General features: G+C 60.3%; 21 protein-coding genes. 5 read left to right on the plus strand and 16 right to left on the minus strand.

Features of this window, described 5'->3' with window-relative positions; translation table 11 throughout:
* Window positions 1-27: 27 nt before the first annotated feature.
* From CACC_RS08045 to CACC_RS08080, 8 genes are all read right to left on the minus strand, one after another.
* Complete coding sequence (locus CACC_RS08045; RefSeq protein WP_005278410.1) at window positions 28-1557, minus strand: UDP-N-acetylmuramoyl-tripeptide--D-alanyl-D-alanine ligase; 1530 nt, start codon at window positions 1555-1557, stop codon at window positions 28-30.
* 2 nt (window positions 1558-1559) lie between these two features.
* The gene (locus CACC_RS08050; RefSeq protein WP_005278409.1) at window positions 1560-3095 is read right to left on the minus strand and encodes a UDP-N-acetylmuramoyl-L-alanyl-D-glutamate--2,6-diaminopimelate ligase; all 1536 of its coding nucleotides are present in this window, start codon (window positions 3093-3095) and stop codon (window positions 1560-1562) included.
* A gap of 9 nt (window positions 3096-3104) precedes the next feature.
* Window positions 3105-4970 carry a peptidoglycan D,D-transpeptidase FtsI family protein gene (locus CACC_RS08055; protein WP_005278408.1) on the minus strand — a complete coding sequence of 622 codons (1866 nt, stop codon included), beginning with the start codon at window positions 4968-4970 and terminating at the stop codon, window positions 3105-3107.
* A 211-nt stretch (window positions 4971-5181) separates the two neighbouring features.
* Entirely contained in the window at window positions 5182-5946 is a 765-nt protein-coding gene (gene ftsL / locus CACC_RS08060) for a cell division protein FtsL (protein ID WP_244262142.1), read from the minus strand.
* A 62-nt stretch (window positions 5947-6008) separates the two neighbouring features.
* Entirely contained in the window at window positions 6009-7049 is a 1041-nt protein-coding gene (gene rsmH / locus CACC_RS08065) for a 16S rRNA (cytosine(1402)-N(4))-methyltransferase RsmH (RefSeq protein ID WP_005278406.1), read from the minus strand.
* A gap of 168 nt (window positions 7050-7217) precedes the next feature.
* Window positions 7218-7652 (minus strand): division/cell wall cluster transcriptional repressor MraZ, encoded by a 435-nt coding sequence (mraZ, locus tag CACC_RS08070; RefSeq protein ID WP_034654127.1) that lies wholly within the window; start codon window positions 7650-7652, stop codon window positions 7218-7220.
* Between the two features lie 440 nt (window positions 7653-8092).
* Window positions 8093-8494 carry a DUF3040 domain-containing protein gene (locus tag CACC_RS08075; RefSeq protein WP_023030482.1) on the minus strand — a complete coding sequence of 134 codons (402 nt, stop codon included), beginning with the start codon at window positions 8492-8494 and terminating at the stop codon, window positions 8093-8095.
* Between the two features lie 130 nt (window positions 8495-8624).
* A complete protein-coding gene (locus CACC_RS08080; RefSeq protein ID WP_005278401.1) occupies window positions 8625-9068 on the minus strand; it encodes an SAV_6107 family HEPN domain-containing protein in 444 nt (147 codons plus the stop codon).
* Window positions 9069-9303: 235 nt separating this feature from the next.
* Between CACC_RS08080 and CACC_RS08085 the strand changes: the two genes are divergently transcribed.
* From CACC_RS08085 to CACC_RS08095, 3 genes are read left to right on the plus strand one after another with little or no spacing between them, the layout of a single operon-like run.
* Window positions 9304-9858, plus strand: coding sequence for a GNAT family N-acetyltransferase (locus tag CACC_RS08085; protein WP_034658166.1), 555 nt, complete (start codon window positions 9304-9306; stop codon window positions 9856-9858).
* Window positions 9859-9909: 51 nt separating this feature from the next.
* Window positions 9910-10989 carry a polyprenyl synthetase family protein gene (locus CACC_RS08090; protein WP_005278395.1) on the plus strand — a complete coding sequence of 360 codons (1080 nt, stop codon included), beginning with the start codon at window positions 9910-9912 and terminating at the stop codon, window positions 10987-10989.
* Window positions 10990-10997: 8 nt separating this feature from the next.
* A complete protein-coding gene (locus CACC_RS08095; RefSeq protein WP_005278393.1) occupies window positions 10998-12521 on the plus strand; it encodes an alpha-(1->6)-mannopyranosyltransferase A in 1524 nt (507 codons plus the stop codon).
* Here CACC_RS08095 and CACC_RS08100 read toward each other — a convergent pair.
* Complete coding sequence (locus CACC_RS08100; RefSeq protein ID WP_005278391.1) at window positions 12490-12894, minus strand: Rv2175c family DNA-binding protein; 405 nt, start codon at window positions 12892-12894, stop codon at window positions 12490-12492. The two genes, CACC_RS08095 and CACC_RS08100, sit on opposite strands and share 32 nt — an antisense overlap.
* A gap of 10 nt (window positions 12895-12904) precedes the next feature.
* Between CACC_RS08100 and CACC_RS08105 the strand changes: the two genes are divergently transcribed.
* Window positions 12905-14260 (plus strand): protein kinase domain-containing protein, encoded by a 1356-nt coding sequence (locus CACC_RS08105; protein ID WP_005278389.1) that lies wholly within the window; start codon window positions 12905-12907, stop codon window positions 14258-14260.
* Window positions 14261-14268: 8 nt separating this feature from the next.
* Here the strand turns inward: CACC_RS08105 and CACC_RS08110 are convergent, their stop codons facing one another.
* A complete protein-coding gene (locus CACC_RS08110; RefSeq protein WP_005283913.1) occupies window positions 14269-15657 on the minus strand; it encodes a class II 3-deoxy-7-phosphoheptulonate synthase in 1389 nt (462 codons plus the stop codon).
* Window positions 15658-15701: 44 nt separating this feature from the next.
* On the minus strand, window positions 15702-16211 hold the full coding sequence (locus CACC_RS08115; RefSeq protein ID WP_023028997.1) for a polyadenylate-specific 3'-exoribonuclease AS: 510 nt from the start codon (window positions 16209-16211) through the stop codon (window positions 15702-15704).
* Between the two features lie 75 nt (window positions 16212-16286).
* Between CACC_RS08115 and CACC_RS08120 the strand changes: the two genes are divergently transcribed.
* A complete protein-coding gene (locus CACC_RS08120) occupies window positions 16287-17474 on the plus strand; it encodes a glycosyltransferase 87 family protein (protein ID WP_005278383.1) in 1188 nt (395 codons plus the stop codon).
* On the opposite strand, the gene CACC_RS08125 is transcribed toward CACC_RS08120, so the two are convergent.
* The 5 genes from CACC_RS08125 to CACC_RS08145 form a co-directional block, all read right to left on the minus strand.
* Window positions 17380-18474: an acyltransferase family protein gene (locus CACC_RS08125; RefSeq protein WP_005278379.1), complete on the minus strand. Its 1095-nt coding sequence runs from the start codon at window positions 18472-18474 to the stop codon at window positions 17380-17382. The genes CACC_RS08120 and CACC_RS08125 overlap by 95 nt on opposite strands.
* A gap of 62 nt (window positions 18475-18536) precedes the next feature.
* On the minus strand, window positions 18537-19277 hold the full coding sequence (locus tag CACC_RS08130; RefSeq protein WP_005278376.1) for a lysophospholipid acyltransferase family protein: 741 nt from the start codon (window positions 19275-19277) through the stop codon (window positions 18537-18539).
* Window positions 19278-19300: 23 nt separating this feature from the next.
* Window positions 19301-20233 carry an ROK family protein gene (locus CACC_RS08135; protein WP_005278375.1) on the minus strand — a complete coding sequence of 311 codons (933 nt, stop codon included), beginning with the start codon at window positions 20231-20233 and terminating at the stop codon, window positions 19301-19303.
* A gap of 38 nt (window positions 20234-20271) precedes the next feature.
* Window positions 20272-21375, minus strand: coding sequence for a glycosyltransferase family 4 protein (locus tag CACC_RS08140; RefSeq protein ID WP_005278372.1), 1104 nt, complete (start codon window positions 21373-21375; stop codon window positions 20272-20274).
* Window positions 21376-22419: a C40 family peptidase gene (locus CACC_RS08145; RefSeq protein WP_035108431.1), complete on the minus strand. Its 1044-nt coding sequence runs from the start codon at window positions 22417-22419 to the stop codon at window positions 21376-21378.
* Window positions 22420-22505 lie beyond the last annotated feature (86 nt).

Raw genomic sequence — 22505 nt, forward strand, 5'->3', positions numbered from 1 at the left:
TAGAGATCTTTCTCCTTGAGATAGGGACTAACGGCGATTGAGCTGTTCTGCCACGCGCCACAGGCGCTGGGCATTCGAAGATTTCACGAGGACGACGTCCTTGGCCGCGCGCGCGGACCAGTCCTCCACCCCGGCAGGGGCTACCCGGAGGATATTTTCTACGGCCGCCGTGGCGGCCTCAATATCGGGGCAGAGTTCGGTCTGGATGCCGTGCGCGTGCGCGGCCTCCACCATGGCTACGGTATGCGCTCCCTCTCCTACCGCAACGAGGTGATTCACGTGGTACTTAGAGAGCACCGATCCTAGGATGCGGTGGGCTTCGACGGCCTCGCCGCCGAGCTCGCCCATCTCCCCCAGCACCGCGATGGAGCGGGCATCCGGGCGGGCCGCGGAGGTATAGGCCAAAGCGGCAATCGCCGCGTGCATCGAATCCGGGTTGGCATTATAGGAGTCATCGATGACGGTGACGCCATCGCGGCGGGTGCGCACGTCCATGCGGTGCGCCGAGCTCGTCTGGTGTCCGCTGAGCGCCCGCGCGGCAACTGTGGGTTCCACGCCCGATTCGATGGCCGCCGCGGCCGCGGCCAGGGCGTTGGAGACCTGGTGCTTGCCAAAGACCTGCAGCTTAATGCTCATCGGCTCCACGCCGGGGGCGTGGAAGGTAAAGGACGGGCGAGCGACATCGTCAAGCTCGATGTCTGTTGCGTAGTACTGCGCATCCGCGGCTTGCGGGCGATTGGCGGAATAATAGACCACCTTGGCCTGCGTGCGCGGTGCCATCGAGGCGACGAAGGGATCGTCCGCATTCAGGACCGCTACCCCGCCGTCTGCCGCGGCTGGCAGGGCCTCAATGAGCTCGCCCTTGGCCTGGGCGATATTTTCACGCGAACCAAACTCACCCAGGTGCGCGGTGCCCACGTTGAGCACCACGCCCACCGTCGGGGCCGTGATCTCGGTCAGATGGCGAATATGGCCAATCCCGCGCGCGGACATTTCCGCCACGAGGAAGCGCGTGTGCTCATCGCAGCGCAGGGCGGTATAGGGAAGGCCCACCTCGTTATTGAAGGAGCCGGGTGGGGCGACGGTTTCGCCCTCGGCGCGGAAGATGGTAGCCAGCAAATCCTTGGTGGAGGTCTTGCCCGCGGAGCCGGTAACGCCGACGATATCCAAGCCCTGTTCCGCGGCGAGGCGGGAGGTCACCTCGCGCGCGAGATTGGATAATGCCCCAATCACAGCGGCGGCGGAGCCATCCTCATCATTGGCATAAATATCGGCATTGGCGGCATCCCCGGTCACGCGGCCTTGGGGCTTGACGATGATCGCTGGTACCCCCACCGGCCGAGCGGCCAGCACGGCTACGGCGCCCTGCTCTATGGCTTTTTCGGCAAAATCATGGCCATCGACGCGGGCACCGGGTAGGGCTACGAACAAGCTGCCGCTGGTGACCTTGCGCGAATCAAACTCCACGAAGCCGGTCACGCGCTCATCGGGATCATCAACGCTATCCAGGCTACCGCCGGTTATCGCGGCGATATCTCCAATAGAAAGTGGAATCATTACTACTCCTTCGTATCCCTAAGAGTATCGCGATGCGCCGTTCCCGCCAGCTTTTCCTCAATGGCGCGCGCCATTTCCTCTCGGTCATCAAAGTGCAGGGTGCGCTCGCCCACGAGCTGGCCTACCTCGTGGCCCTTGCCGACGACGATGATGGCATCGCCCGGCTGCGCCCAATCCACCACTTCATCGATGGCGCGTGCGCGCGAGCCCTGCTCCCGAATATCGGCATCCGGCGCAGCCCGGCGAGCGCCTTCAATGACCGCCGCGCGGATTGCGGCTGGGTCCTCGGTGCGCGGATTATCATCGGTCACCACCGTAAGATCCGCCCGGGTGGCCGCAGCCTCTCCCATAATCGGGCGCTTGGTGCTATCGCGATCACCGCCGGCGCCCACGACGACGCCCACGCGCCCGGAGGTGCCCTCCAATTGCAGGCGCAGGGTATCGAGCACCGCCGCGATGGCTGCGGGCTTGTGGGCATAATCCACCACGGCCACGAAGTCTTGTCCGCGGTCGATCCTTTCCATGCGCCCGGGAACGGCGACGTTTTCCACGCCGGTCAAAAAGACCTGTGGGTCTTCGCCCACCGCAGTAGCCATCCCTAGGGCGAGCGCGGCATTGGCGATATTGAATTCGCCGGGCAGCGGCAGCCGGAAGGAATAGTCGGTGCCATCTAGGTTGAGGTCAACCTCCTGTGCACCGGTAGCCTCAGTAGCCGTCTGCCGGGCGGAGATCGTGGCATCGCCTGTACGCGTTGCCACCGTCGTTACCGGGGCGCCCGCATCTTTCACCATTCCGCGCAGGCGCTCGCCCCACTCATCATCAACGCAGATGACCGCGCGCTGGGCGGCCTGCTCTCCCAAAAATAGCCGGGACTTGGCCGAAAAGTACTCTTCCATCGTGGGATGGAAATCCAAGTGGTCTTGGCTAAGGTTGCTGAAGCCAGCCACGGCAAAGTTGGTTCCGCGCACGCGGCCGAGCTCCAAGGCGTGGGAGGAGACCTCCATGACCACGTGGGTCACGCCCTCTTCCTTCATGCGGGCGAAAAGCTCTTGCAGCCGTGGGGCTTCCGGCGTGGTCAAGGAGGTAGGCACCGGCGTGCGATTGATGCGGGTGCCGGTGGTGCCGATAAGGCCTACGGAGTGCCCGGCCTGCAATAGACCAGCTTCGAGGAGGTAGCTAGTCGTGGTCTTGCCGGAGGTGCCGGTAATACCCAAGACCGTGAGATCGCGGGTGGGGTGTCCGTAGATTTCTGCCGCAATCGGGCCTAAGACGGCGCGGATATCGTCTACCACGATGATCGGGCGGGTCTCGTTGGCCTGGCGGAGGTGGTCGAGCCCGGGGGCATCGGTAAGCACCGCGCCCGCCTTGGTATCCCCGACGAACTGCGCGCCATGCACGCGCGTGCCGGGAAGGGCCGCAAATAACGCGCCTTCGGGGAGGCTGGCGGAATCCAAGCCGCACGCGCTGACCTCAACGGTACCATCACCGATGACGCGTCCGTGCGAAAGCTGCGCAAGTTTTTCTAAGGAAACAGACATTTCAAGCTCCTATTGTTCCCGCAGGGTCATCCGCGGCGCTGGTTTCGAGGTGGGAATATTATCGCGATTGAGCAGCCAGGAAGAGATATCCCGGAAGATGGGAGCCGCGGACTGGCCGCCGCCATTGTCTTCCACGCCGGACTTGGGCTCATCGAGCATGACTGCGACGACGAATCGTGGGTCATCGGCAGGCGCAATGCCCGCAAAGGTGATCCAGTAGGCGGAATTAGAATACGCCCCGGAATTGGGATCCACCTTTTGGGCGGTGCCGGTCTTGCCGGAGAGCTGGTAGCCGTCCAATTGGGCATTCGCAGCCGTACCGTTTTGCACGCCAGCATCGTCATCTTGGAAGACGGCGCGGAACATATCCACCGCAGTCTTGGCGGTTTCCTTGTCCACTACCTGGGTCTTTTTTGGCTCAGGTAGCTTTTCCGTCTCGCCGTCGGGATCTTTGATCTCGTCAATGATGCGCGGTTCGATGCGCTCGCCGCCGTTGGCCAATGCTTGGTACACACTCGCCATCTGTAGCGTCGTCCACGCCTGGCCCTGGCCGATGGGCAGGTTGGCAAAGGTACCACCCGACCACTGCTCTTGATCTGGCACCGTGCCGGCGGATTCATTGGGCAACTCAACGCCCGTGGTCGCGCCCAAGCCGAACTTCTTCAAGTACTCCGCATACTTCTCGGGCCCAAGCTTATCCGCGATCATCAAGGTGCCCACGTTGGAGGATTTACCAAAGATGCCGGTGGTGGTATACGGCTCGGTGCCGTGAGGCCAGGCATCGTTGACGGTCACGCCAGCCATGTCGATGGAGCCTGGAACCTGGTGCACCTCATCCGGCGTGGTAATGCCCTCTTGCAGAGCTGCCGCCGCCGTCACTATCTTGGCCACGGAACCCGGCTCATACGGGTGGGAAATGCTGCGGTTCTCGAAGTCCTTGCCCTCCTTGAGCTGGTCTTCGATATTCTTATTCGGATCCACCGTATCGGTATTAGCCATAGCGAGCACCTGGCCCGTCGCGGCATCAAGCACCACGGCCTCGGCACCCTCTGCCTGGGAATTGGCCTTGGCCTTTTCCAGCTTTTGCTGGACGTAGGTCTGCAGATCCAAATCCAGGGTGAGGGTGACATCGCGGCCATCGACGGCATCCACGACATCGCGTAGGGTGCCGGGGATAACCTGCCCGTCGGTGGAGACATCCTCCGTGGACTGCCCATCGATGCCGGTTAATTCGGTATCGCGGGCCGCCTCAAAGCCGAATTGGCCGTGGCCATCCATAGAGACCTTGCCCACGACGTTTTCTGCAATCGCCCCGTTTGGGTACTGGCGGATATCTTGCCGGTCCGCCGCCACACCGTGGTACTTATTGGAAATCTCTACGGCGACATCCGGGTCCACATTGCGGACCAGGACCTCGTACTGCGTATCGGCCTTGAGCTTGTTTTTAATATCGCTCGCATCGACCTTGGAGGCAGAGGCACCCGAATCCTCAATCATCTTCGGGATGCCCTCAGCCATCTCCTTGAGCTTGTCCTCCATTTGTTTGGTGAGGTACTCATCTTTTTTGCTCTCATCCATGCCCTCGAGTTTTCCCTCGGATGTGGCTTCCATCTTCGCCTGCTCTTTGAGTTCATCGCGCAGGCGCGTGGGAGAGACAGTCAAGGAACGAGACTTCATTGTATAGGCCAAACGCTGGCCATCCCGGTCCAATATCTCTCCCCTGCGGGCCGGGTCAATATAGACACGTTCGCGCTGAGTGACGGCTTTTGCCGCAAGGTCCGGACCCCAGACCAATTGCACCCACGCAAGGCGGCCGCCCAAAGCGACGGTGGCGACGACAACACAGGTCAAAATGATGCGCAGGCGCTGGCGCATGATCGCTTTTTGGGGCACAACAGAGCTAGCAGCACGGCGTGGCCGCGGACGGTACCCACGGTTGCCACCATTATTCGGTGCAGTCACGGTGCTCAGTCACCTTCCCTTCGCCGCCACAGGTTCTTGCGTGTATCGATTGTGCCCTACAAGATGGGCAATGCCCGCGCTACCACGCGCGAGCACAGAGAATTTCACCACTTATTCTGTCCGTTTAATCAGCCTGGCTGGTGTACGGCGCGCGGGCGGGAAGGTTGGGGCGATTATCGTCTGCGCTATCGCGATTATCGGCGTCATCGCCTCCGCGTTGCTCATCCCGGTTTTCGTCCGCATCGTTGCCGCGGGCATGTTGCTGCTGTCCGCGCGGCACGGCGTTGAGGGAATCAGACATCCCCTCCGTATCCTTCGGGTCGCTCGAGGCTTGGCCCGGGCGGATGGGTTCACCGTTGACATCGATAAGCTTTTCCGTATCCGGGGTGCCTTCGCGCTTGGCGATGATCTCACCATCCCCGCCGACCTCCGTCACGCCGGGTTGCTTGGGCACGGCCATGCCCAATTCATCCGCGCGGCGGGCAATATCCGCCGAGGAGCTTAAGTTTTCTGCGTCTCGGTTGAGCGACTCGATCTGGTTATCCAACTGCGATTCCTGCACCGTCAGCTGCTGAATTTTAAACGTCTGCGAGGTGGACAAACCAGATAGCCACATGGCCAGCGCTACCCCGCCGATGACCAAGGTAACGGCCAAGACTGCAACGCGGGTAAAAGCATTATTCTGCTTCGTCTGCTGTTGCACCCGCCGTCCGCGGAAGCTGACGACCTGCTTCGAGCCAAGCCGCTTCGCCCCGCGGTGCGGAACCCGGGTACGGCTAGGAGCCGTCCGCCGCGCCGTGTTCCCGGTAGCCCTAGTGGCGGTGCGCTCGCGCACAGCGGTAGGCGCTCCTGTGTCGATTCCGGTGGTGAAGTCTCGGCTGGCGCCCATGCTGCGAGTGGCCTCTCTGTCGCGGCTGTCCGTTATGTGCTGGTTTCGGCGTGGGATGGTGCTCATTTCTTGCCTCCCGGTGGTAAAAATTCTGGCGTGCCTTCAAGACGTTCAAGGGCACGCACGCGCACCGACGCGGCGCGGGAATTTTCTTCTACCTCCGCCGCGGATGCCTTTTCGGCTCCGCGGGTGACCGTGGCGAATTCCGGTGCGGTGCCCGGCAGGTCCATCGGCAAGCCAGCAGGCGTGGTGGACGTAGAAAGGTCCTTGAATGCTGCCTTTACGAGGCGGTCTTCTAAAGACTGGTAGCTCATAAAAACCGCGCGCGCCCCAATGGAAAGCGCACTGGTGATTACGGGAAGCACATTTTCAATGGCCTCCAACTCGCGGTTGACCTCTACCCGCAGCGCCTGGAACGTGCGCTTTGCCGGGTGTCCACCCGTGCGTCGCGTTGCCGCCGGGATGGTCGAGTAAAGAAGCTCCACCAGGCGGCCCGAGGTGCTAAACGGTTCCTTCTCGCGCTCCTTGAGCACGGCGGAGGCAATCTTTCCCGCGAAACGCTCGTCACCATAGGTCTTGAGAATCCGCGCCAAGTCCCCGTGCGAATACGTATTGAGCACATCAGCGGCGGTAAGTCCATGGCTCGGATCCATCCGCATATCCAGCGGTGCGTCCGTCTTATAGGCAAAGCCGCGCTCTGCCTGATCCAGCTGCATGGAAGAAACGCCCAAATCGAAGAGGGCTCCCGCAATACCGTGGGCGCGGGCAGCATCAAAGATATCGCCCTCGCCCTGGGCAATCGCGGTACCCAGCTCATCGAAGCGTGCATTGACCGCGCAAAAACGCGGGCTGAAGGGCTCTAGCCTCGCCGAAGCATTCTGCAATGCCTGCTCATCGCGGTCCACACCGATAACGCGTGCCTGCGGAAAGGTCTGGAGGAAGTACTCGCTGTGGCCGCCGGCACCTAAGGTGGCATCGACAAGCACAGCCTGCGAGCCCGCAGCCTCTACCCCGGGGCGCAGGAGCTCCGCCATGCGCTCGCGCATGACCGGCACATGGCCGTGGTTATCCGCCACATCGTAATTAAGGTTAGTTGTAGCCATGTCTCCCCGCGTCCCCCTTTCTGATTTCCGCTGTGCAGGACTTCCTATCGTGGAAAGCACGACGAGTGCATATAGGGCCCTGTCCGAGGCAGGTTTCTGATATCGGGGAAGTACACCAGAATCATCCGCCTCGGACAGAGTCCTTACACGCACTCGAGATGCGGGCGCTTACAGCAAGCCCGCAAGTACGTCATCGGCATCTGCTGCCGAATAAGCATCTTCAGTTTGCGATTGATACTCAGCCCACGCGGCTGCATCCCAAATTTCGAGGAAATCTACCGAGCCAACCACCACGCACTCTTTGGACAAACCCGCGTACTCACGGTGGCCTGCGGACAAGGTGATGCGACCATGCCCGTCGGGCCGCTGTTCGTCCGCACTTGCAGCCAAGTTACGAATGAAAGCGCGCGCTTCCGGATTGGTTCGAGAAACCGCCGCAGCCTTCCGTGCGCGTTCGGCGAACTCTTCGCGCGGGTACACGGCCAAAGAATGGTCCTGCCCCTTGGTAACCATCAGGCCACCGGCGAGCTCGTCGCGAAATTTTGCAGGAAGCGTTAAGCGCCCTTTGTCATCAAGTTTCGGAGTGTAGGTTCCGAGAAACATCCCGGCGTCCACCTTCCTCACTCGACAACTCCGGATTCCCTCACGTCAGAAGAGAGTTTTTCAACCCCATTCCTCCGCTGCGCCCCACTCTACCCCACTTTCCCCCACATGCCCCACTTAAATCGCCATATTCTCAGCAACACAAAAAGTATGCGCAGTTAAAAGGGTGTTTTTCCGGTGGGAAGAAATCCCGCGCCCCACCTTGACAACCCCGAAAATCCACCCCTTTAGCCCCACTTACAACATCAAGATCGCCCCACCTCATACATCACTTACAGCGCAATGCCTGCATATTGGACCTGCTACTGTCCTCTACCACCCACAATCCCCCACCGCGCCGCGGTTTTGGTCAGAAGGTGGGGCAAAGTGGGGAATTTTGGTAAGGCGTAAAAAATCCCCAGCCACCCTTCCTGGTGACTGGGGAAATGGAAAGTTCGCGGCTAGCTTTCTTCAAAGCGCCGACGGAAGTTTTCTTCCAGCTTGCTGCCTACCCCACTATTACGAGACGAGGCTGCCTTCTTTGACCGCCCATTGGTGGACTTTTTCTTTCCGCCACCAGCAGGCCGATCGCCCCGGAGCATCCACACGCCGGAAGCGAACATGACTAAGAACCCGGCGATGGACAACGCAATAAACCACAAGCTTTGCTGCGCCAAGGCCACGCCGCCAACAAGCATGCACAGACCAACCACGATGAGCGCAATCCCACGCAGCGTAACTGCGCCGCCGGAACCGCCGATCGAGGTAGATTCAGACACAGAAGCGCCAAATTTAGGATCGTCCGCTAATAACGATTCCTCTATTTCACGGAGCGTGCGTTGCTCCTGCTCAGAAAGAGACACTATTCCTCCAACTAGGGACTGGGCTTCGGCCGATATATCTTCTACCAATACTAACGTCCAGAGTAACCAGTATGTTCCCCAAAAGGTAGTTATTCCCCTCAACAGTGATTATGGCGCCGCTATGCTGCTGCTATGCCGCAAAGGATCCCAGAATCGTCTCGGCTTCACTCTCATCTAAAAATTGCGCCGCCTGCTGCATTAACCCGTAGACATATTCCTCATCCGGCGTTGCATCCAAGCCAGACGCCACCCGGGCACGGGTACGAGAGTAGGACTTAAAAGCCTCGGCCCACTGCTTTTCCTCGGCCCCCACCAAAGCCAAGCGGTCCCACGCGCTCGTTGGCAGACGCCGGCGGCGAGAGACCACCGATACAGCTACTCGCGCACCCGCCGTACGCAATGCGGACTGATAAGCCACCTCCAGCGCCTGGTCAAAGCGACCATCCGCCGCATATCCCCTCGCCCGATCCAGAAGCTCGCGAGCCTGGAAAAGAAAGTGGGCCCGCTTCGCGCCCTGCTTGCCAGCAAAGCGACCGGTAGAGCGGGACTGCGTTGCCGAAATAATCTGTGCCATTGTTTTTCTCCTGTACTGCGCTAATAACTAACCGTGTTCGATTGCCGCTCACTTTAAGCAGCCAACCGGACATCCACCCCCTAGTCTAGTTCACCTGTTCGAATTACTCAAGAGTTTTACCAGTCATAACTGCCTACAAATCGAACACAGTTCGAAATCCCTTAGGGCTCGATGGAATAACCCCGCCCCCACCCTTGTCCGCCGGTGGACATGCGTATCTGGTGTGATAGATACCGTGAGTTTCGAAATCCGCCGCTTAACCCCGCAAGAGTTCTCTATGCTGGCTCCCCAACTCGTGGAGATCTACATCGAGGCCATGGGATATGACCCGGTCACGTTTTCGCGCAGCGTGGACAATTGGCGGGCGGATTCCATGCGGCCCGGGTTTACAGCGCTTATTGCTGCGCATGACAACGGCGTCGTGGGAGTGGCCTATGGATTTTTGGGCTCACCAGATACTTGGTGGGATTCCGAGCTGCGCCGCGCCCTGCGCCGCAACGGCGGGCCAACTGAGTCCGAATGGGGCATGCTGCGCAGCTATTTTGAGGTGGCTGAAGTGCACGTGCTGCCGTCTTTTCAAGGCCACGGTTTAGGTAAGCAGCTACTCGAAGGGCTCTTATGGAATATCCCTGCCCGATTTGCCTTATTGTCAACGCCGGAAGCACCACAGGAAGCCAACGGGGCTTTTCGCCTCTACCGGTCTGTGGGCTTCTTTGATGTCGTGCGCCACCATCGCTACCCCGCGGATCCCCGACCCTTTGCCATTTTGGGAGTGGTCCTGCCGCTATAAACCTGTGTTATTTCTTCTCGGCCCAAGGCGGTATCGTGTGGAGGTGTGACTATGACGAATATTCCTGAGCTTGCGGATATCCCCGGCGCGGTGCGCGAAAAACTGGCCATCTTCTTGGACCAGCGCCGGGATCACGTGGCAGAAATCGGCGCCCCGGTCAGTACCGCTATGAGCTTTTTGGAATCATTCGTCCTCGATGGCGGGAAAAGGGTGCGCCCCATGTATGCGTGGGCGGGCTACCTCGCCGCCGGCCGTGGTTCGGAATCCCCAGAGGCGATGCTGCGCGCGGCATCCTCGCTGGAGTTCATCCAAGCCTGCGCGCTTATCCACGATGACATCATTGACGCGTCGAATACGAGGCGTGGGAAACCGACGGTGCATCGGGAAGCAGAGCGCCTTCACCGGGAATCCGATTTCTTAGGGGATCCGGAATTCTTTGGCACGTCCGTGGCCATCTTGGTGGGCGATTTTGCGCTGGTCTACGCCGAGGATATGTTTCAGGATTCTGGGCTCAGCCCAGAGGCTTTGCAGCGTGCGCGCGATCCCTGGCGGGGAATGCGCACCGAGGTCTTGGGCGGCCAATTGCTCGATATTTCCCTCGAGGCAGCCGGTTCGGAATCGGTGGCGCTGAGCAATTCCGTCAACCGCTATAAAACCGCCGCCTATACCATCGAACGGCCCCTGCATTTGGGCGCTGCCATCGCGGGGGCAAGCGATCAACTAATCTCGGCTTTCCGCGGCTATGGGCACGATATCGGCATCGCGTATCAGCTCCGCGATGACCAACTGGGGGTCTTTGGGGATCCCGAAATTACGGGCAAGCCCGCCGGCGACGATCTGCGAGAGGGCAAGCGCACGGAGCTTCTTGCCTTAGCGCTACAGCGCGCCGATGAACGCGACCCCAGCGCCGCCGCTACTCTGCGGAAATTCATCGGCCGCACCTCCGATACGCAGGACTTGCTGCGCCTGTCCCAAATCATTGCGGATTCCGGCGCCCCTGATGAGATTGAGCGCCGCATTACCGCGTTGACGGAATCCGGGTTGGCCCATCTGCGTGCGGCGAATGTGGATCCGCAGATCACCGAAACGCTAGAACACCTAGCCATTCAGGCGACGACGCGCCAAAAGTAGGTATCACCGTGGCCAAAACCTACTCCTTGCCAGTCCCCCGCGCACTCCCGCTGGGCCTCGTGGCCTCGTGCGTGCTCCTTTTCTCGTCTTTTTCTGGCGGCTCAACCCGCAACCGCGGCGGCGTGCTCGAAGCGCTCAATATCGGATTCTTATCGTATGGTCACGGGCGCAACCTCGGGTTGGTGCTGTATTGGGTGGGCATTTTCCTCCTCGCCGCCGCCTGGGTGCTTGCCGGGCGCATGATTATTCGCAAGCAGCTTAAACACCCGCGCCCGGAGGGAGGGGTACGCGAGTTACAACGCATCCTTATCGCATGGGTCACCCCACTGCTATTCGCCGGCCCTATGGCTTCCAGGGACGTGTATTCCTACCTCATGCAGGGCGCCATGGTCCGCGATGGATTCGACCCCTATACCGAGGGCGCCGCCGTCAACCCCGGGCCCTTCCTGCTCGAGGTCTCACAAGACTGGCGCAATACCACCACCCCGTATGGACCGCTGCACCTGTGGATTGGCAAAATCGTCACCACCGTCGTGGGCGATAATGTCACCGTCGGCATCATCATCTATAAGCTGCTTTCGCTATCAGGCTTTGTCCTTATTGCGTGGACGGTCCCGCGGATCGCCCGAAAGCTCGGCGCGGATCCGGCGGTCGCGCTGTGGATCGGCGTTGCCAACCCAGTCATCATCTTGCACCTTATCGGTGGCATGCACAATGAATCCCTCATGGTCGGCCTGGTGTCGTTGGGGCTTTTGGCCGCGCTGCACCAGCGCTTCCACGCCGCGCTGCTGCTAGTCGGCACGGCGGTGGCGATGAAGGCTACCGCGATTTTTGCCGCCCCCTTCATCGTCTGGCTGATGCTGCACCGCTACGCGCCCAAGGGTTCTACCGCGGCGCGCACCGCGGTGGTTTTCGTCTGCTCAGGGCTCATCGCTGCCGTGGAAATCATCGCGTCCGTGGCGCTTATCACCTGGGCCTCCGGCACCTCATGGGGCTGGCTATCCCAGGTCAGCGGCAATTCTAAGGTGATTAACCCCTTGGCGGGCCCGACATTGGCCGCGGACATCATCGTCCCGGCGGTCCACATTTTTGACCCGGAGGCATCCTATAACGCCATCCTGGGCGTCCTGCGCACAATCGCGATGGTGTGCATGCTCATCGGGTTGGTCATCGTGTGGTGGCTAAGCCGGCACACGGCCCGCGATGCCATTATGGGCACCGCGGCGGCCTACCAGGTTGCCTTCGTCTTCAACTCGGTGACCCTGCCGTGGTACTACGCCTCCATCTTCACGCTCATGGGCACCTTCCGCCCGCCGTTGTGGCTGCTGAAGTTTACCTCCGGCGTAGCGCTATTTATCAGCTTGAGCTTTTCCGGCGACGGCAACCACCAGCTCTATAACTGGTTCTGGGTCATTGGCCTCATCGTTGTGTCCTGGTCCGCAACGCAATGGATGTTCGATGGCGTGAGCCAAAAAGGCCCTCAACTCCCCAAGCGCTGGGTTAAAAAGCAGACGCCTGCGCCCGCCGAATAACCTCGCGCGCCAGGTGCCCGTGCAGGGCGTCGATGGGCCGGCCAGGCAGGGAGTCATCTGCGGTAAATAGGTGGCGCAGGATCTCTTCGTCGTCATAGCCGCCATCGGTAAGCACGGTGATAACGCCCGTGACGTGCTTGGCAATGCTCCCCTTGTCATTGAAGAATGCCAGCGGCACGCGCTTGCCTTCGGGCGAGTCCCAGACAATGAATTTGCGGTCCTGGAGCAAGTCATAGGCGCGGGTGATGGGAAGGCCCAGCTTGTCTGCCACCTGCTGCATGCTGAGCAGCTCTTCGCCGGCCAATAAGGAATTCAGGGAGTTTTCTGCGTTAGTCACGCCACCTACTTTAACGCGACCTAGGGGATCGGCCATACTGGGAGGTATGACTAGGTTGGAAATTGGTGACGTGTTGGAAGACCGTTACCGCATCGATCGCCCCATCGCCCGCGGCGGTATGTCTACCGTCTATCGCTGCGTGGATATGCGCTTGGGCCGCCAAGTGGCCGCAAAGGTCATGGATGAGCGCTATGACGATGACCCGATTTTTATCAAGCGCTTTTCCCGCGAGGCCCGCGCGATGGCGCGGTTGCAGCACCCCAACCTCGTGGCCATTCATGATTTTTCCGCTGACGGCGAGCCCATTTACCTCATCATGGAGCTCATCGATGGCGGCACCTTGCGCGAGCTGCTTGCCGAAGGCGGCCCCCTTACCGTCCCTGCCGCTTTATCGACGCTGCGCAGCGTGCTCCAGGGCTTGACCGAGGTGCACTCCACGGGGCTTATCCACCGCGATATTAAGCCCGATAACGTGCTCATTACCTCTCATCACCGGGTGAAATTGGGCGATTTCGGCTTGGTACGTGCGACGAATGCGCAAGCCACCTCAAATATGATCGTCGGCACCGTCTCGTACTTGGCACCGGAACAGGTCACCGGCGAGGATATAACCCCCGCTACCGACGTGTATTCGGCCGGCATCGTGCTCTTTGAGCTCCTGACCGGAACCGTGCCATTTTCCGGGGATACTCCGATCGCGCACGCCACCGCGCGCCTCTACGATGATGTTCCCGCCCCATCCACGCGCGCTGAGGGCGTGCCCAAGCTTGTCGATGCCCTCGTGGCCACCGCCACCGCCCGCGATCCCCGCGAGCGCTTTGCCGATGCCGGGGAGTTTTTGGATGCCATCGAGGATATTTGCCGGGAATTGGATCTGCCCACGGTGACCATCCCGGTTCCCCGCAATGCGGCCGCCGCGCGCACCGCACAAACGCCGACGGATTATTCCGGCATCGGCGCTACGGATGTATTTGAGCCCACGCGGACCATCCCGCAAGGCGCTACCGAGCATTTAGACGGCGGGCCCACCGAGGTCATTCCCCCTGAGCCCGAGCCGGATCCGCCGCAGCCAGACTTTGAAACGCGCCTCGATGTCCCCCAAGCGCCCGTCGACGATTCCCCCGAGCCGCCGCTGGCACCTGCTCCAGCACCGTCCCCGGCCCCGGCTCCTGTCCCCGACCCAGCACCCGCTGCGGGCGTGGGAGCAGCAGCGCAGTCTGCTGCGCAGCCGCCGGCACAGGCGGCAGAAGAAGAACCCGCCGAGCGGCCCCTGACCAATCGCCATCCCGCCTCACTGCTGGTTTTTCTCCTCGCAGTGGCGGTGGCAACCGGCGCGGTCGCTATCAGCGGGTGGTGGTTTGGTTCCTCCTATTACGAAGGAACCCCGTCCCTCTGGGTCTAGGTGGCGCCCTAGTTCCGCAGCATCTCCGCGATGAGGAACGAGAGCTCGAGGGACTGCTGCGTATTCAGGCGCGGATCCACGGCGGATTCATAGCGGCCCGGCAGGTCCAGATCGGTGATGTCCTCGGCTCCACCCAAGCATTCCGTCACGTCTTCCCCAGTGAACTCGAGGTGCACGCCGCCCGGGTGGGTGCCCAAATCGCGGTGTACCTCGAAGAAGCCTTGCACCTCGTCGACGATCTTGTCGAAGTGGCGGGTCTTGTACCCGTTGGACGAGGTAAAGGTATTGCCGTGCATGGGGTCGGACTGCCAGACCACGGTGTGCCCAGAATCTTCGACGGCCTTGATGATGGGGGGCAAGACGCTGCGAACCTTGTCGTGACCCATGCGGGAGATGATGGTCAAGCGGCCGGGCTCGCGGTTGGGATCTAGCTTTTCGGCGTATTCCACGGCCTGCTCAGGCGTGGCGCCAGGCCCGAGCTTGATGCCCACCGGGTTGCCGATCATCGCGGCGAAATTAACGTGGAAGTCATCCAGCCCACGGGTGCGCTCACCAATCCACACCTGGTGCGCAGAGAGGTCATAGAGCTTGGTATCGCCATTATCGTCTTGGCCCAAGCGCAGCATGGAACGCTCATAATCCTTGAGCAGCGCCTCGTGCGAGCAGTAAATATCCGCCGAGTGCAGGGTGGAATCCTGCACGCCGCACGCATTCATGAACTTCAAGCCATTTTCAATTTCGCGGGCCAAGTCCTGGTAGCGGGCACCCGCGCGCGATTTGCGGACGAACTCGCGGTTCCATTCATGCAGGCGGTAGAGATCCGCGGTGCCGGAGGAGGTCAGCGAGCGCACCAAGTTCATGGCGGCAGAAGAGTTAGCGTAAGCACGGATCATGCGGGCAGGATCGTGGCGGCGATCCTCATCGGTGGGGTCCACGCCATTGACGATGTCCCCGCGGTAATTTAATAGGCCATTCGCATCCGTATCCGAGGAACGCGGCTTGGCATACTGCCCAGCAATGCGCCCCAGCTTCACCACTGGAACAGACGCGCCATAGGTCAAAACGACGGCCATCTGCAGCAGGGTCTTAACGTTGCCGCGAATATGCGGTTCGGTATTTGATTCAAAGGTCTCGGCGCAATCGCCGCCTTGCAGGAGGAAGGCGTTGCCTAGTGCGACATCGGCAAGCTGCCGCTTCAGCTTCTCAATCTCGGGGGCAACCACGATGGGCGGTACCGACTCAAGAATCTTGCGCACGTTATCGGCTTGGGTGGGATCCCAACTGGGCTGCTGCTTTGCGTCACGCTTGATGACGTCCTGGAAGACCTCCTCGATACCCTCAGGCAAGGGCGGAAGATCAGGCAGAACACTTTGGGGAATATCTACTGTCCAACTCACTCTTCCATTTAACCATTTAATGCCTGTCGCTTGGTAGTTAACTGCTAGAAATTGATTCTATTACCCTTGGACAAGGGCAAGACCTCGGTGCAGGCGCGGAATTTGGCGAGGTTATGGCGGGCATCGACAAGCGCATCATGATTACCCTTAGGCACGGCCGGCAAGCTAGGACGCCCGGCGAACTCCCACAGCTGCTTTAGCTCGCGGGTATAGCGCGGCAGGCGCTTGGGCAAGCTCGCCATATCGCCCCACAGCTGCGCCAATACCACATGGTCATACGCGCCGACCCACGCCCACAATTCAATGGGCGTAGAGCTGCGCGTTAAAAACTCCAGGATTTCCGTGCGGATGGTGCTCGCCGGCTTCCATGCGGAATCCTGGGGACTGGGTAGTTTGGCCAAGACGTTTTCCTTGACCCAAGAGTTGGCCTTGGACGGGTCAAAGTCCGTGGATACGGCATAATATTCACTTCCGTTCTCACCGACGATGCCGATGGAGACCAATTCAATGGTCTTGCCATCCTCGATAAATTCGGTGTCATAGAAGTAACGCACGTTGTACAAGCCTAGCGCTGCGGCGACGGGCGCGGGAAATTGGCCCCACGATCGCGCCGCTGTAAAATTTTGCAGGTGAGCCGAACCGATAATAAATCCCTGTGGACCACCGCCCTTCCCCTAATCCTGTCAGCGCTTGCCGCCCTGTGGTGGATTATCGATATTCCTGCCTTATTCGCCGGTGATTTTCGCGCCTTTTACCACATTGACCTCGATGTGTACCGCGAAGGCGGGGCCGGATTCGGCAGCGACCTTTATAATCGCGACTATTTCGTAGGCACCGACCGCAACGTCTCTCTCCCCTTTACCTACCCACCGTTTGCGGCCCTGCTCTTCGCCCCGCTCCAGTGGATTCCCCTCACCGCTGCCGCCGTGGTGATCACGGTCCTCTCCGTGCTCGCCTTGTGGGTCTGTATTGCGCTGGTATTGCGCACCCTCAACTGCCAACAATGGGCGGCCTGGGGGCTTTTTGCCGCCATGCTGGCCGAGCCAATTACGCAGACCTTTAGCTTCGGCCAGATCAATATCCTGCTCACCGCACTCGTGGTCATTGATTTACTGTGGGTGAAAAAGGCCCGCGGCATCCTGACCGGCATCGCCATCGCCATCAAGCTCACCCCGGCGGTCTTTTTGGCTGTCTTCTTCGTCCGCCGCGAGTGGAAGGCCTTCTTTACCACCCTGGGTTCTTTCGTGGCCGCCGGCCTTATCGCCTTTGCCGCCAATTCGCATAGCTCGATTGAGTATTGGACCTCTACCCTACGCGATTCCGAGCGCATCGGTGGCCTAGCCTATAGCGCCAACCAATCCTTGCGCGGGCTATTTACCCGCTTAAGCCCCGATAACGCAGAAACCCTGTGGCTCGTTGGCGTCTTCGTCGTCATCGCGATCGTCTGGTTTGCCATGGAACGCCTGTCCCGCGGTAACCAGGTTGTGCTCATGCTGCTGGCGGCCTCCGTATCGCTGCTGTGCTCCCCCGTATCGTGGTCGCACCACTTTACCTGGCTGGTATTAGCGGGCATCTACCTGGTGGCCAGCCGCCGCTGGGTCCTCGCCGGGCTCACCTGGCTGGCGCTTTTCGCCCGCGGCCACTGGCAGGTTCCGCATACCGAGGACCAGGAGTTGGATTGGACGTGGTGGCAGCACATCGTTGGCAATGACTACGTCATCATCACCGTGTTGTTGGTTGTTTGTTCGCTACCATTGGCTCTACGGCGGGGCGGCGTCGATCGATCCGCGGCGGAACCAGCGTCCAGCCAAGGATAGGAACCTTTCCCAGCGCCCACAGCGCCAGGGAGGAAATGGCCGTAAAGATAAAGCACATGGCGATCCAGAACCACGTGTTTTCCAGCGGCCACGACCCAGCCAAAGAGATGACATAGTCATGATGCGCCATGTAGTACCCATAGCCCACGGTCAGGCCGATGGGGTGCGAGAGGTAAATCGGCAGCGTGTGCCGGCCGACGAACTTCACGCCTTCTGCAATCCACGGAATGTGGCTAATGAGCACGGCCCCAACGATTCCCGCGGGCACCTCTAGCACCTGTTCCGCGAAGCGCACTAACAGGTTGATATCTCCCCATTCCAAAAAGTCCGCGCCCAATAGGGGCCAGTTAAAAGCAATGTCTTCTTCGTTGCCGTCCCACGCGTGGCGCAATGCCAGGCCAACACAGTACGTGCCGATGGCCGCGGCATATGCCCCAACGCTGCGCGCCGTCCACGAGCCGTGGAATACCTCTTCTGCCGCGGCGGCAAAACGGGTAATCGGTTCCCGCAGGTAGGCTGCACCGACGAAGATGGGCAGGAACATGATGGCCTTGCTAATAAACTGAAACTGTTCCTGCCATGCAATAAAAATAACGGGGGTAAAGCTCAGCCCGATGCCCGCCCACGCAGGCAATTTGCGCACGCACCACAGAAATAGGTTGAACAAAATGAGCGCATGGATAAACCACGCCATGGTATGGCCGAGCAAGAGGTTATACACCATGTCGGTCATGCCCCAGGAAGAGTCACCGAAAACCCACTGGTACTCCAGCTGTTTGGTCAAGTGCTCTACGGACATCCACACCAGATAAGGGATGAGGAAGAACCAGAGGCGGCGGGTGAATAACTCCGCGAAATTGTAACGAAAGACTTTATAAGAGAAGTAGCCGGAGACCAGAAAGAACAGGGGAAGGCGCAGGGGATCGAGAAAGGTATTGAGAGTTGCAAGCCACGTTTGTTCGGCTCCTGGCACCTTCAGCGTGATGTGTAGGAGCACCACGCCGATGATAGAAATTCCTTTTGCGGTATCCGGCCACGCTAAGCGGGCCTGAGGAATTGTAATTACCTCCCTTTAATCTCCGCACCGGCGGGGTACCCGTGGCCGGCCTTTAATGATTCCTTCACATCAGCCGCATAGACATCCACATAGGGATTGCCGGAGAGCTCGGCTAAGGTCTTCATGACCATATCCGTAAAAGCACGGATGGTCTCGTGCTCCTGTGGATCCATGCCGTGTTCGCGCGCCCAATCGTGCGGGTAGATGGGGTCTCCCACGCGCACGCCCACCTTGGCGGGGCGGACAATCCACGATCCGATCGGGTTGGCCTTGCGGGAATTGATCATGGCGATGGGATAGACCGGCTGATTGGTCTCCATCGCGATGCGCCCCATTCCGGTACGACCCTTATACACACGCCCATCTGGGGAACGTGTGCCCTCTGGATAGATGCCAAAGAGATCATCGCGCCCCAAAATCTTCCGTGCGGTTTCGAGCATGGCTTGGCTGGCTGATTCATGGTCGCGCTCAATGGGGACCTGCCCGACGGAGCTAAAGAACCACTTCTGCATGCCGCCCACGAGCCCAGGGGTGGTGAAGTACTCGGCCTTGGCCAAGAACGTAATTTGGCGCGGGCACAGCAAGGGGAAGAAGAAGGAATCCATCACCGCTTGGTGGTTGGATGCCAAAATCGCGGGGCCCTCAGCAGGGATTTTTTCCATTCCTTCTGACCAAGGGCGGTTCCATACACGCAGGGCGGGACCGAAAAAGATATGCTTAAACGCCCAGTACCACTTGTTTTTCATCTCCAGCTCGTCCTTCGCTCGTTCTAGTGGCCGCGGCGGGCCAAGTCAGCTACGCCAATCATACCTGCTGCCGAGCCCAATTCCGCGGTTGCAACGCGAGCAAGGGGGCGATGCCCAGCGCCGACTATATCCCGGCCCATGGCAGCGGTGGCTTCCTCTAAGTACATATCCGCATCTTGGGACACGCCGCCGCCAATGACAATGAGCTCCGGATCGAGCACATCGGCGACGATGGATAGGCCTTGGCCCAACCACTGACCGAAGTTCTCCATTACCGCAATGCCGAGTGGGTCTCCCCCACGGGCCGCGCGTGCGACCTGCTCGCCGGTGGGGTAAGGCGGCAAGGTGGTCTCATAGTCTGGCCGCAGCTCTCGCGCGGTATCCGGCAGCGCCGTGCCAGAGGCGTAGCGCTCTAGGCATCCTCGCTTGCCGCACGAGCACTGCCTGCCATTCGGCACCACCACGATATGGCCGAATTCCGGGGCCGTTCCAAACGCGCCGCGGTAGATGGTGTCATGGGTCATCAAGGTCGCGCCGATGCCGGTGCCGACGGCAAAAAATACCCAATCCTTCGCGCCGCGCCCTGCGCCAAAGCGCCATTCACCCCAAGCAGCGGAGTTGGCATCGTGCTCCAGCCGGACGTGCAGCCCCAAGCGCTCCGCGAGGTTTCTCCGGACGGGCGCATTCCGCCACGGCAGGTGCGGGGCGAAGCGGACGGTTTCGCACTCTGGGTCCAAAAATCCCGCCACGGCAAGGCCCACCGCGCCCACGGGATAGTCCGCGCGCAGCTCTTCGACAATCGCTACCAGGTCATCGTCAAGCTGGCGCGGATCCCCCGACGTTGGCATGGTGCGACTCGCAAGGATTTCCCCGTCTCGAGTGATTACTCCACCGCGCACATTGGTGCCACCGACATCGAAGCCGATAGTAAGATCGGCGGAGTTGTTTTCAAGCATGGATATCAGAATATACCGACAACCGGGCCAGGGTCACATCAAGCCATAAGCTTTCTCAGCCGCTGCCCCATGATCTCCCAGCTCCAGTGCTGTTCAACATGTCCGCGCCCCGCCTGCCCCATACGATCACGCAGTTCTGGCGAGCGCAAGAGCGCCTTCAAGGCCTCCACGAGCTCATCGACGGACGCGCCCTTGACGACGATCCCCGTCTCCCCCGTAATGGTCTCCGGTGCTCCCCCAGAATCACCGGCAACGACCGGCAGCCCGCAGGCTTGTGCTTCCAGATAGACGATGCCCAGGCCTTCCACGTCCAAGCCGCCGCCCCGGGTGCGGGCCGGCATGGCAAAAACATCGGCGGCGTGGAGGGCGGTCTCAATGCTGGGGGCCGGCTGAATCACCGCATCGGGGCAGTATATCTCTGCCAATTCTTGCAGTACGTCGTGGTAGCGCCCGCGACCAATCAACATTAGCTGCGCATTGGGGAATTCTTCCCTGATCTGTGGCATCGCCCGCAATAATTGGTCTTGCCCCTTGCGCGGGACCAACCGGGAAATGCAGACGATGGTTGGCCCATTTACCCCAAACTCCGCCTTTGCCGCAGCGCGCTGGGCAGGGGTTGCGGGGGAAAGTGAATCTAGGCTGACGCCGGAAGGCAGGTGCGCCCACTCGGGGCGCGGGCCAAACGCTCCACGCAGGCGACGCTGAGTGTAGTCCGAAATATAGGTAATGACATCGGCGTTATTGCCAATCAACCGCAGGCACTGGCGGGCCAGCGGAACCATGGACCAGCCCACCTCGTGGCCATGCGTGGTCGCCACCACGCGGCGCGCCCCCGCCTGTCGCGCGGCCCTGCCCATCAGCGCCAGTGGTGCGGCCGCGCCGAACCATACGACGTCAATGGATTCTTGCCGGATGATCTCCTGCATGCGGCGCATGGTTGCCGGGGTGGGCAGCATCACGCGATGTGGCCACCGAATGACTTTGTAGGCGACGGAGGCGTCATAGTCCTCCGGCGGCTCTTGGGTCGAAGCGAATACTACGACATCGTCTGGGTTGAGCGCTTCTAGGTAGTCCCGCAGGTAGGACTGGATTCCTCCGACTTTGGGAGGAAAGTCATTCGTTACCAGCAGTATGCGGGACACTTAGAACCGTGCAGTCCCCGAAATAGGCATCGAGTTAAGCGGCACGACCTGAACCGGCACACCATAGGTCGAGGCGTGTACAACCTGGCCGTTGCCAATGTACATTCCGACGTGGGTAACTCCTGGGTAGTAGCCCACGATATCGCCAGGCTGCAACTGGTCAACCGGCACGGACGTGCCACCAGCGATTTGCGCCTGCGAGGTGCGCGGAATGGTCTTACCAATCTGCTGGTAGGCCCAGTACATCAGGCCGGAGCAGTCGAACTGATTCGGGCCGGCAGAGCCCCAACCATAGGGCGAGCCCAGCTTGGACAGAGCCGCAGAGCTAGCACCATCGGCGATCTCACCCAAGTCGATGTCCAGCTTATCCGTGCCGCCGAATTGTCCCTCCCAGGCTTCACGCTGCTCATCGCTGAGCGCATCCACCTGCGCCTCGATATCGGCCTGCTGCTCTTCCAGCGCCTCCTTTTGCTTTACCAGCTCATCGCGCTGCTTTTCGAGATCCTTCTTTTCCTTTCGGACCTTTTTCGCAGCCTCAGCGGCTTCCTGCTGAACCGCTTCGGCCGTCGAGGCGGCATCAGCCTTGGCATCGAGGGTGCGCTGCGCCTTGCGCGAGAGCGCGCCCAAGTAGCCCATGCGCTCTACGGCGTCTGCGGGGTCTTCTGCTGCCAAAGCGCCCGAGACGGCAGAACGGGAGTCGCCGCGGTAGCGAGACTGTGCCAGATCGTCCACGCGGCCTTGCTGCGTGAAGACATCGCCCTGCGCGTCGTGTACGCGTTCCTGGGCCTTGGCGGCGCCTTCCTCCGCCTGAGCGACCTCTTCTTCCTTGGCCGCGAGCTTATCTTCTAGCTCTTTGACTTCCTCGTTCTTAGCAGAGACCTTGCGGGCGACCTCGCCGACGCGATCCACCAGATCGTCAACATTTTCAGTGGCAGATTCTTGGTTCGGTTCCGCCTCTTGCGCGATAACTTGCGGGAGACCAGAAAGAGTAGTGACAGCGAGGACTGCAGTTAGTGCAGCGGCTGGGAGCACACGTTTAGACACGAGAAGACCTTCAACTCAAAATTTTCAAAAATCGAATTTACTATAGCGGGTTTTGGCCGCTGTTGCACAACAAAACCCTTCCCTTT

This window comes from Corynebacterium accolens (assembly GCF_023520795.1).
In the GTDB taxonomy this organism is placed as follows: domain Bacteria; phylum Actinomycetota; class Actinomycetes; order Mycobacteriales; family Mycobacteriaceae; genus Corynebacterium; species Corynebacterium accolens.

Bases quoted from the DNA above. Each gene is read 5' to 3' on its own strand.
- CACC_RS08045 (WP_005278410.1), bottom strand. From the start codon at position 1,557: ATGATTCCACTTTCTATTGGAGATATCGCCGCGATAACCGGCGGTAGC.
- CACC_RS08050 (WP_005278409.1), bottom strand. From the start codon at position 3,095: ATGTCTGTTTCCTTAGAAAAACTTGCGCAGCTTTCGCACGGACGCGTC.
- CACC_RS08055 (WP_005278408.1), bottom strand. From the start codon at position 4,970: ATGCGCCAGCGCCTGCGCATCATTTTGACCTGTGTTGTCGTCGCCACC.
- ftsL (WP_244262142.1), bottom strand. From the start codon at position 5,946: ATGGGCGCCAGCCGAGACTTCACCACCGGAATCGACACAGGAGCGCCT.
- rsmH (WP_005278406.1), bottom strand. From the start codon at position 7,049: ATGGCTACAACTAACCTTAATTACGATGTGGCGGATAACCACGGCCAT.
- mraZ (WP_034654127.1), bottom strand. From the start codon at position 7,652: ATGTTTCTCGGAACCTACACTCCGAAACTTGATGACAAAGGGCGCTTA.
- CACC_RS08080 (WP_005278401.1), bottom strand. From the start codon at position 9,068: ATGGCACAGATTATTTCGGCAACGCAGTCCCGCTCTACCGGTCGCTTT.
- CACC_RS08090 (WP_005278395.1), top strand. From the start codon at position 9,910: ATGACGAATATTCCTGAGCTTGCGGATATCCCCGGCGCGGTGCGCGAA.
- CACC_RS08100 (WP_005278391.1), bottom strand. From the start codon at position 12,894: ATGGCCGATCCCCTAGGTCGCGTTAAAGTAGGTGGCGTGACTAACGCA.
- CACC_RS08105 (WP_005278389.1), top strand. From the start codon at position 12,905: ATGACTAGGTTGGAAATTGGTGACGTGTTGGAAGACCGTTACCGCATC.
- CACC_RS08130 (WP_005278376.1), bottom strand. From the start codon at position 19,277: ATGAAAAACAAGTGGTACTGGGCGTTTAAGCATATCTTTTTCGGTCCC.
- CACC_RS08135 (WP_005278375.1), bottom strand. From the start codon at position 20,233: ATGCTTGAAAACAACTCCGCCGATCTTACTATCGGCTTCGATGTCGGT.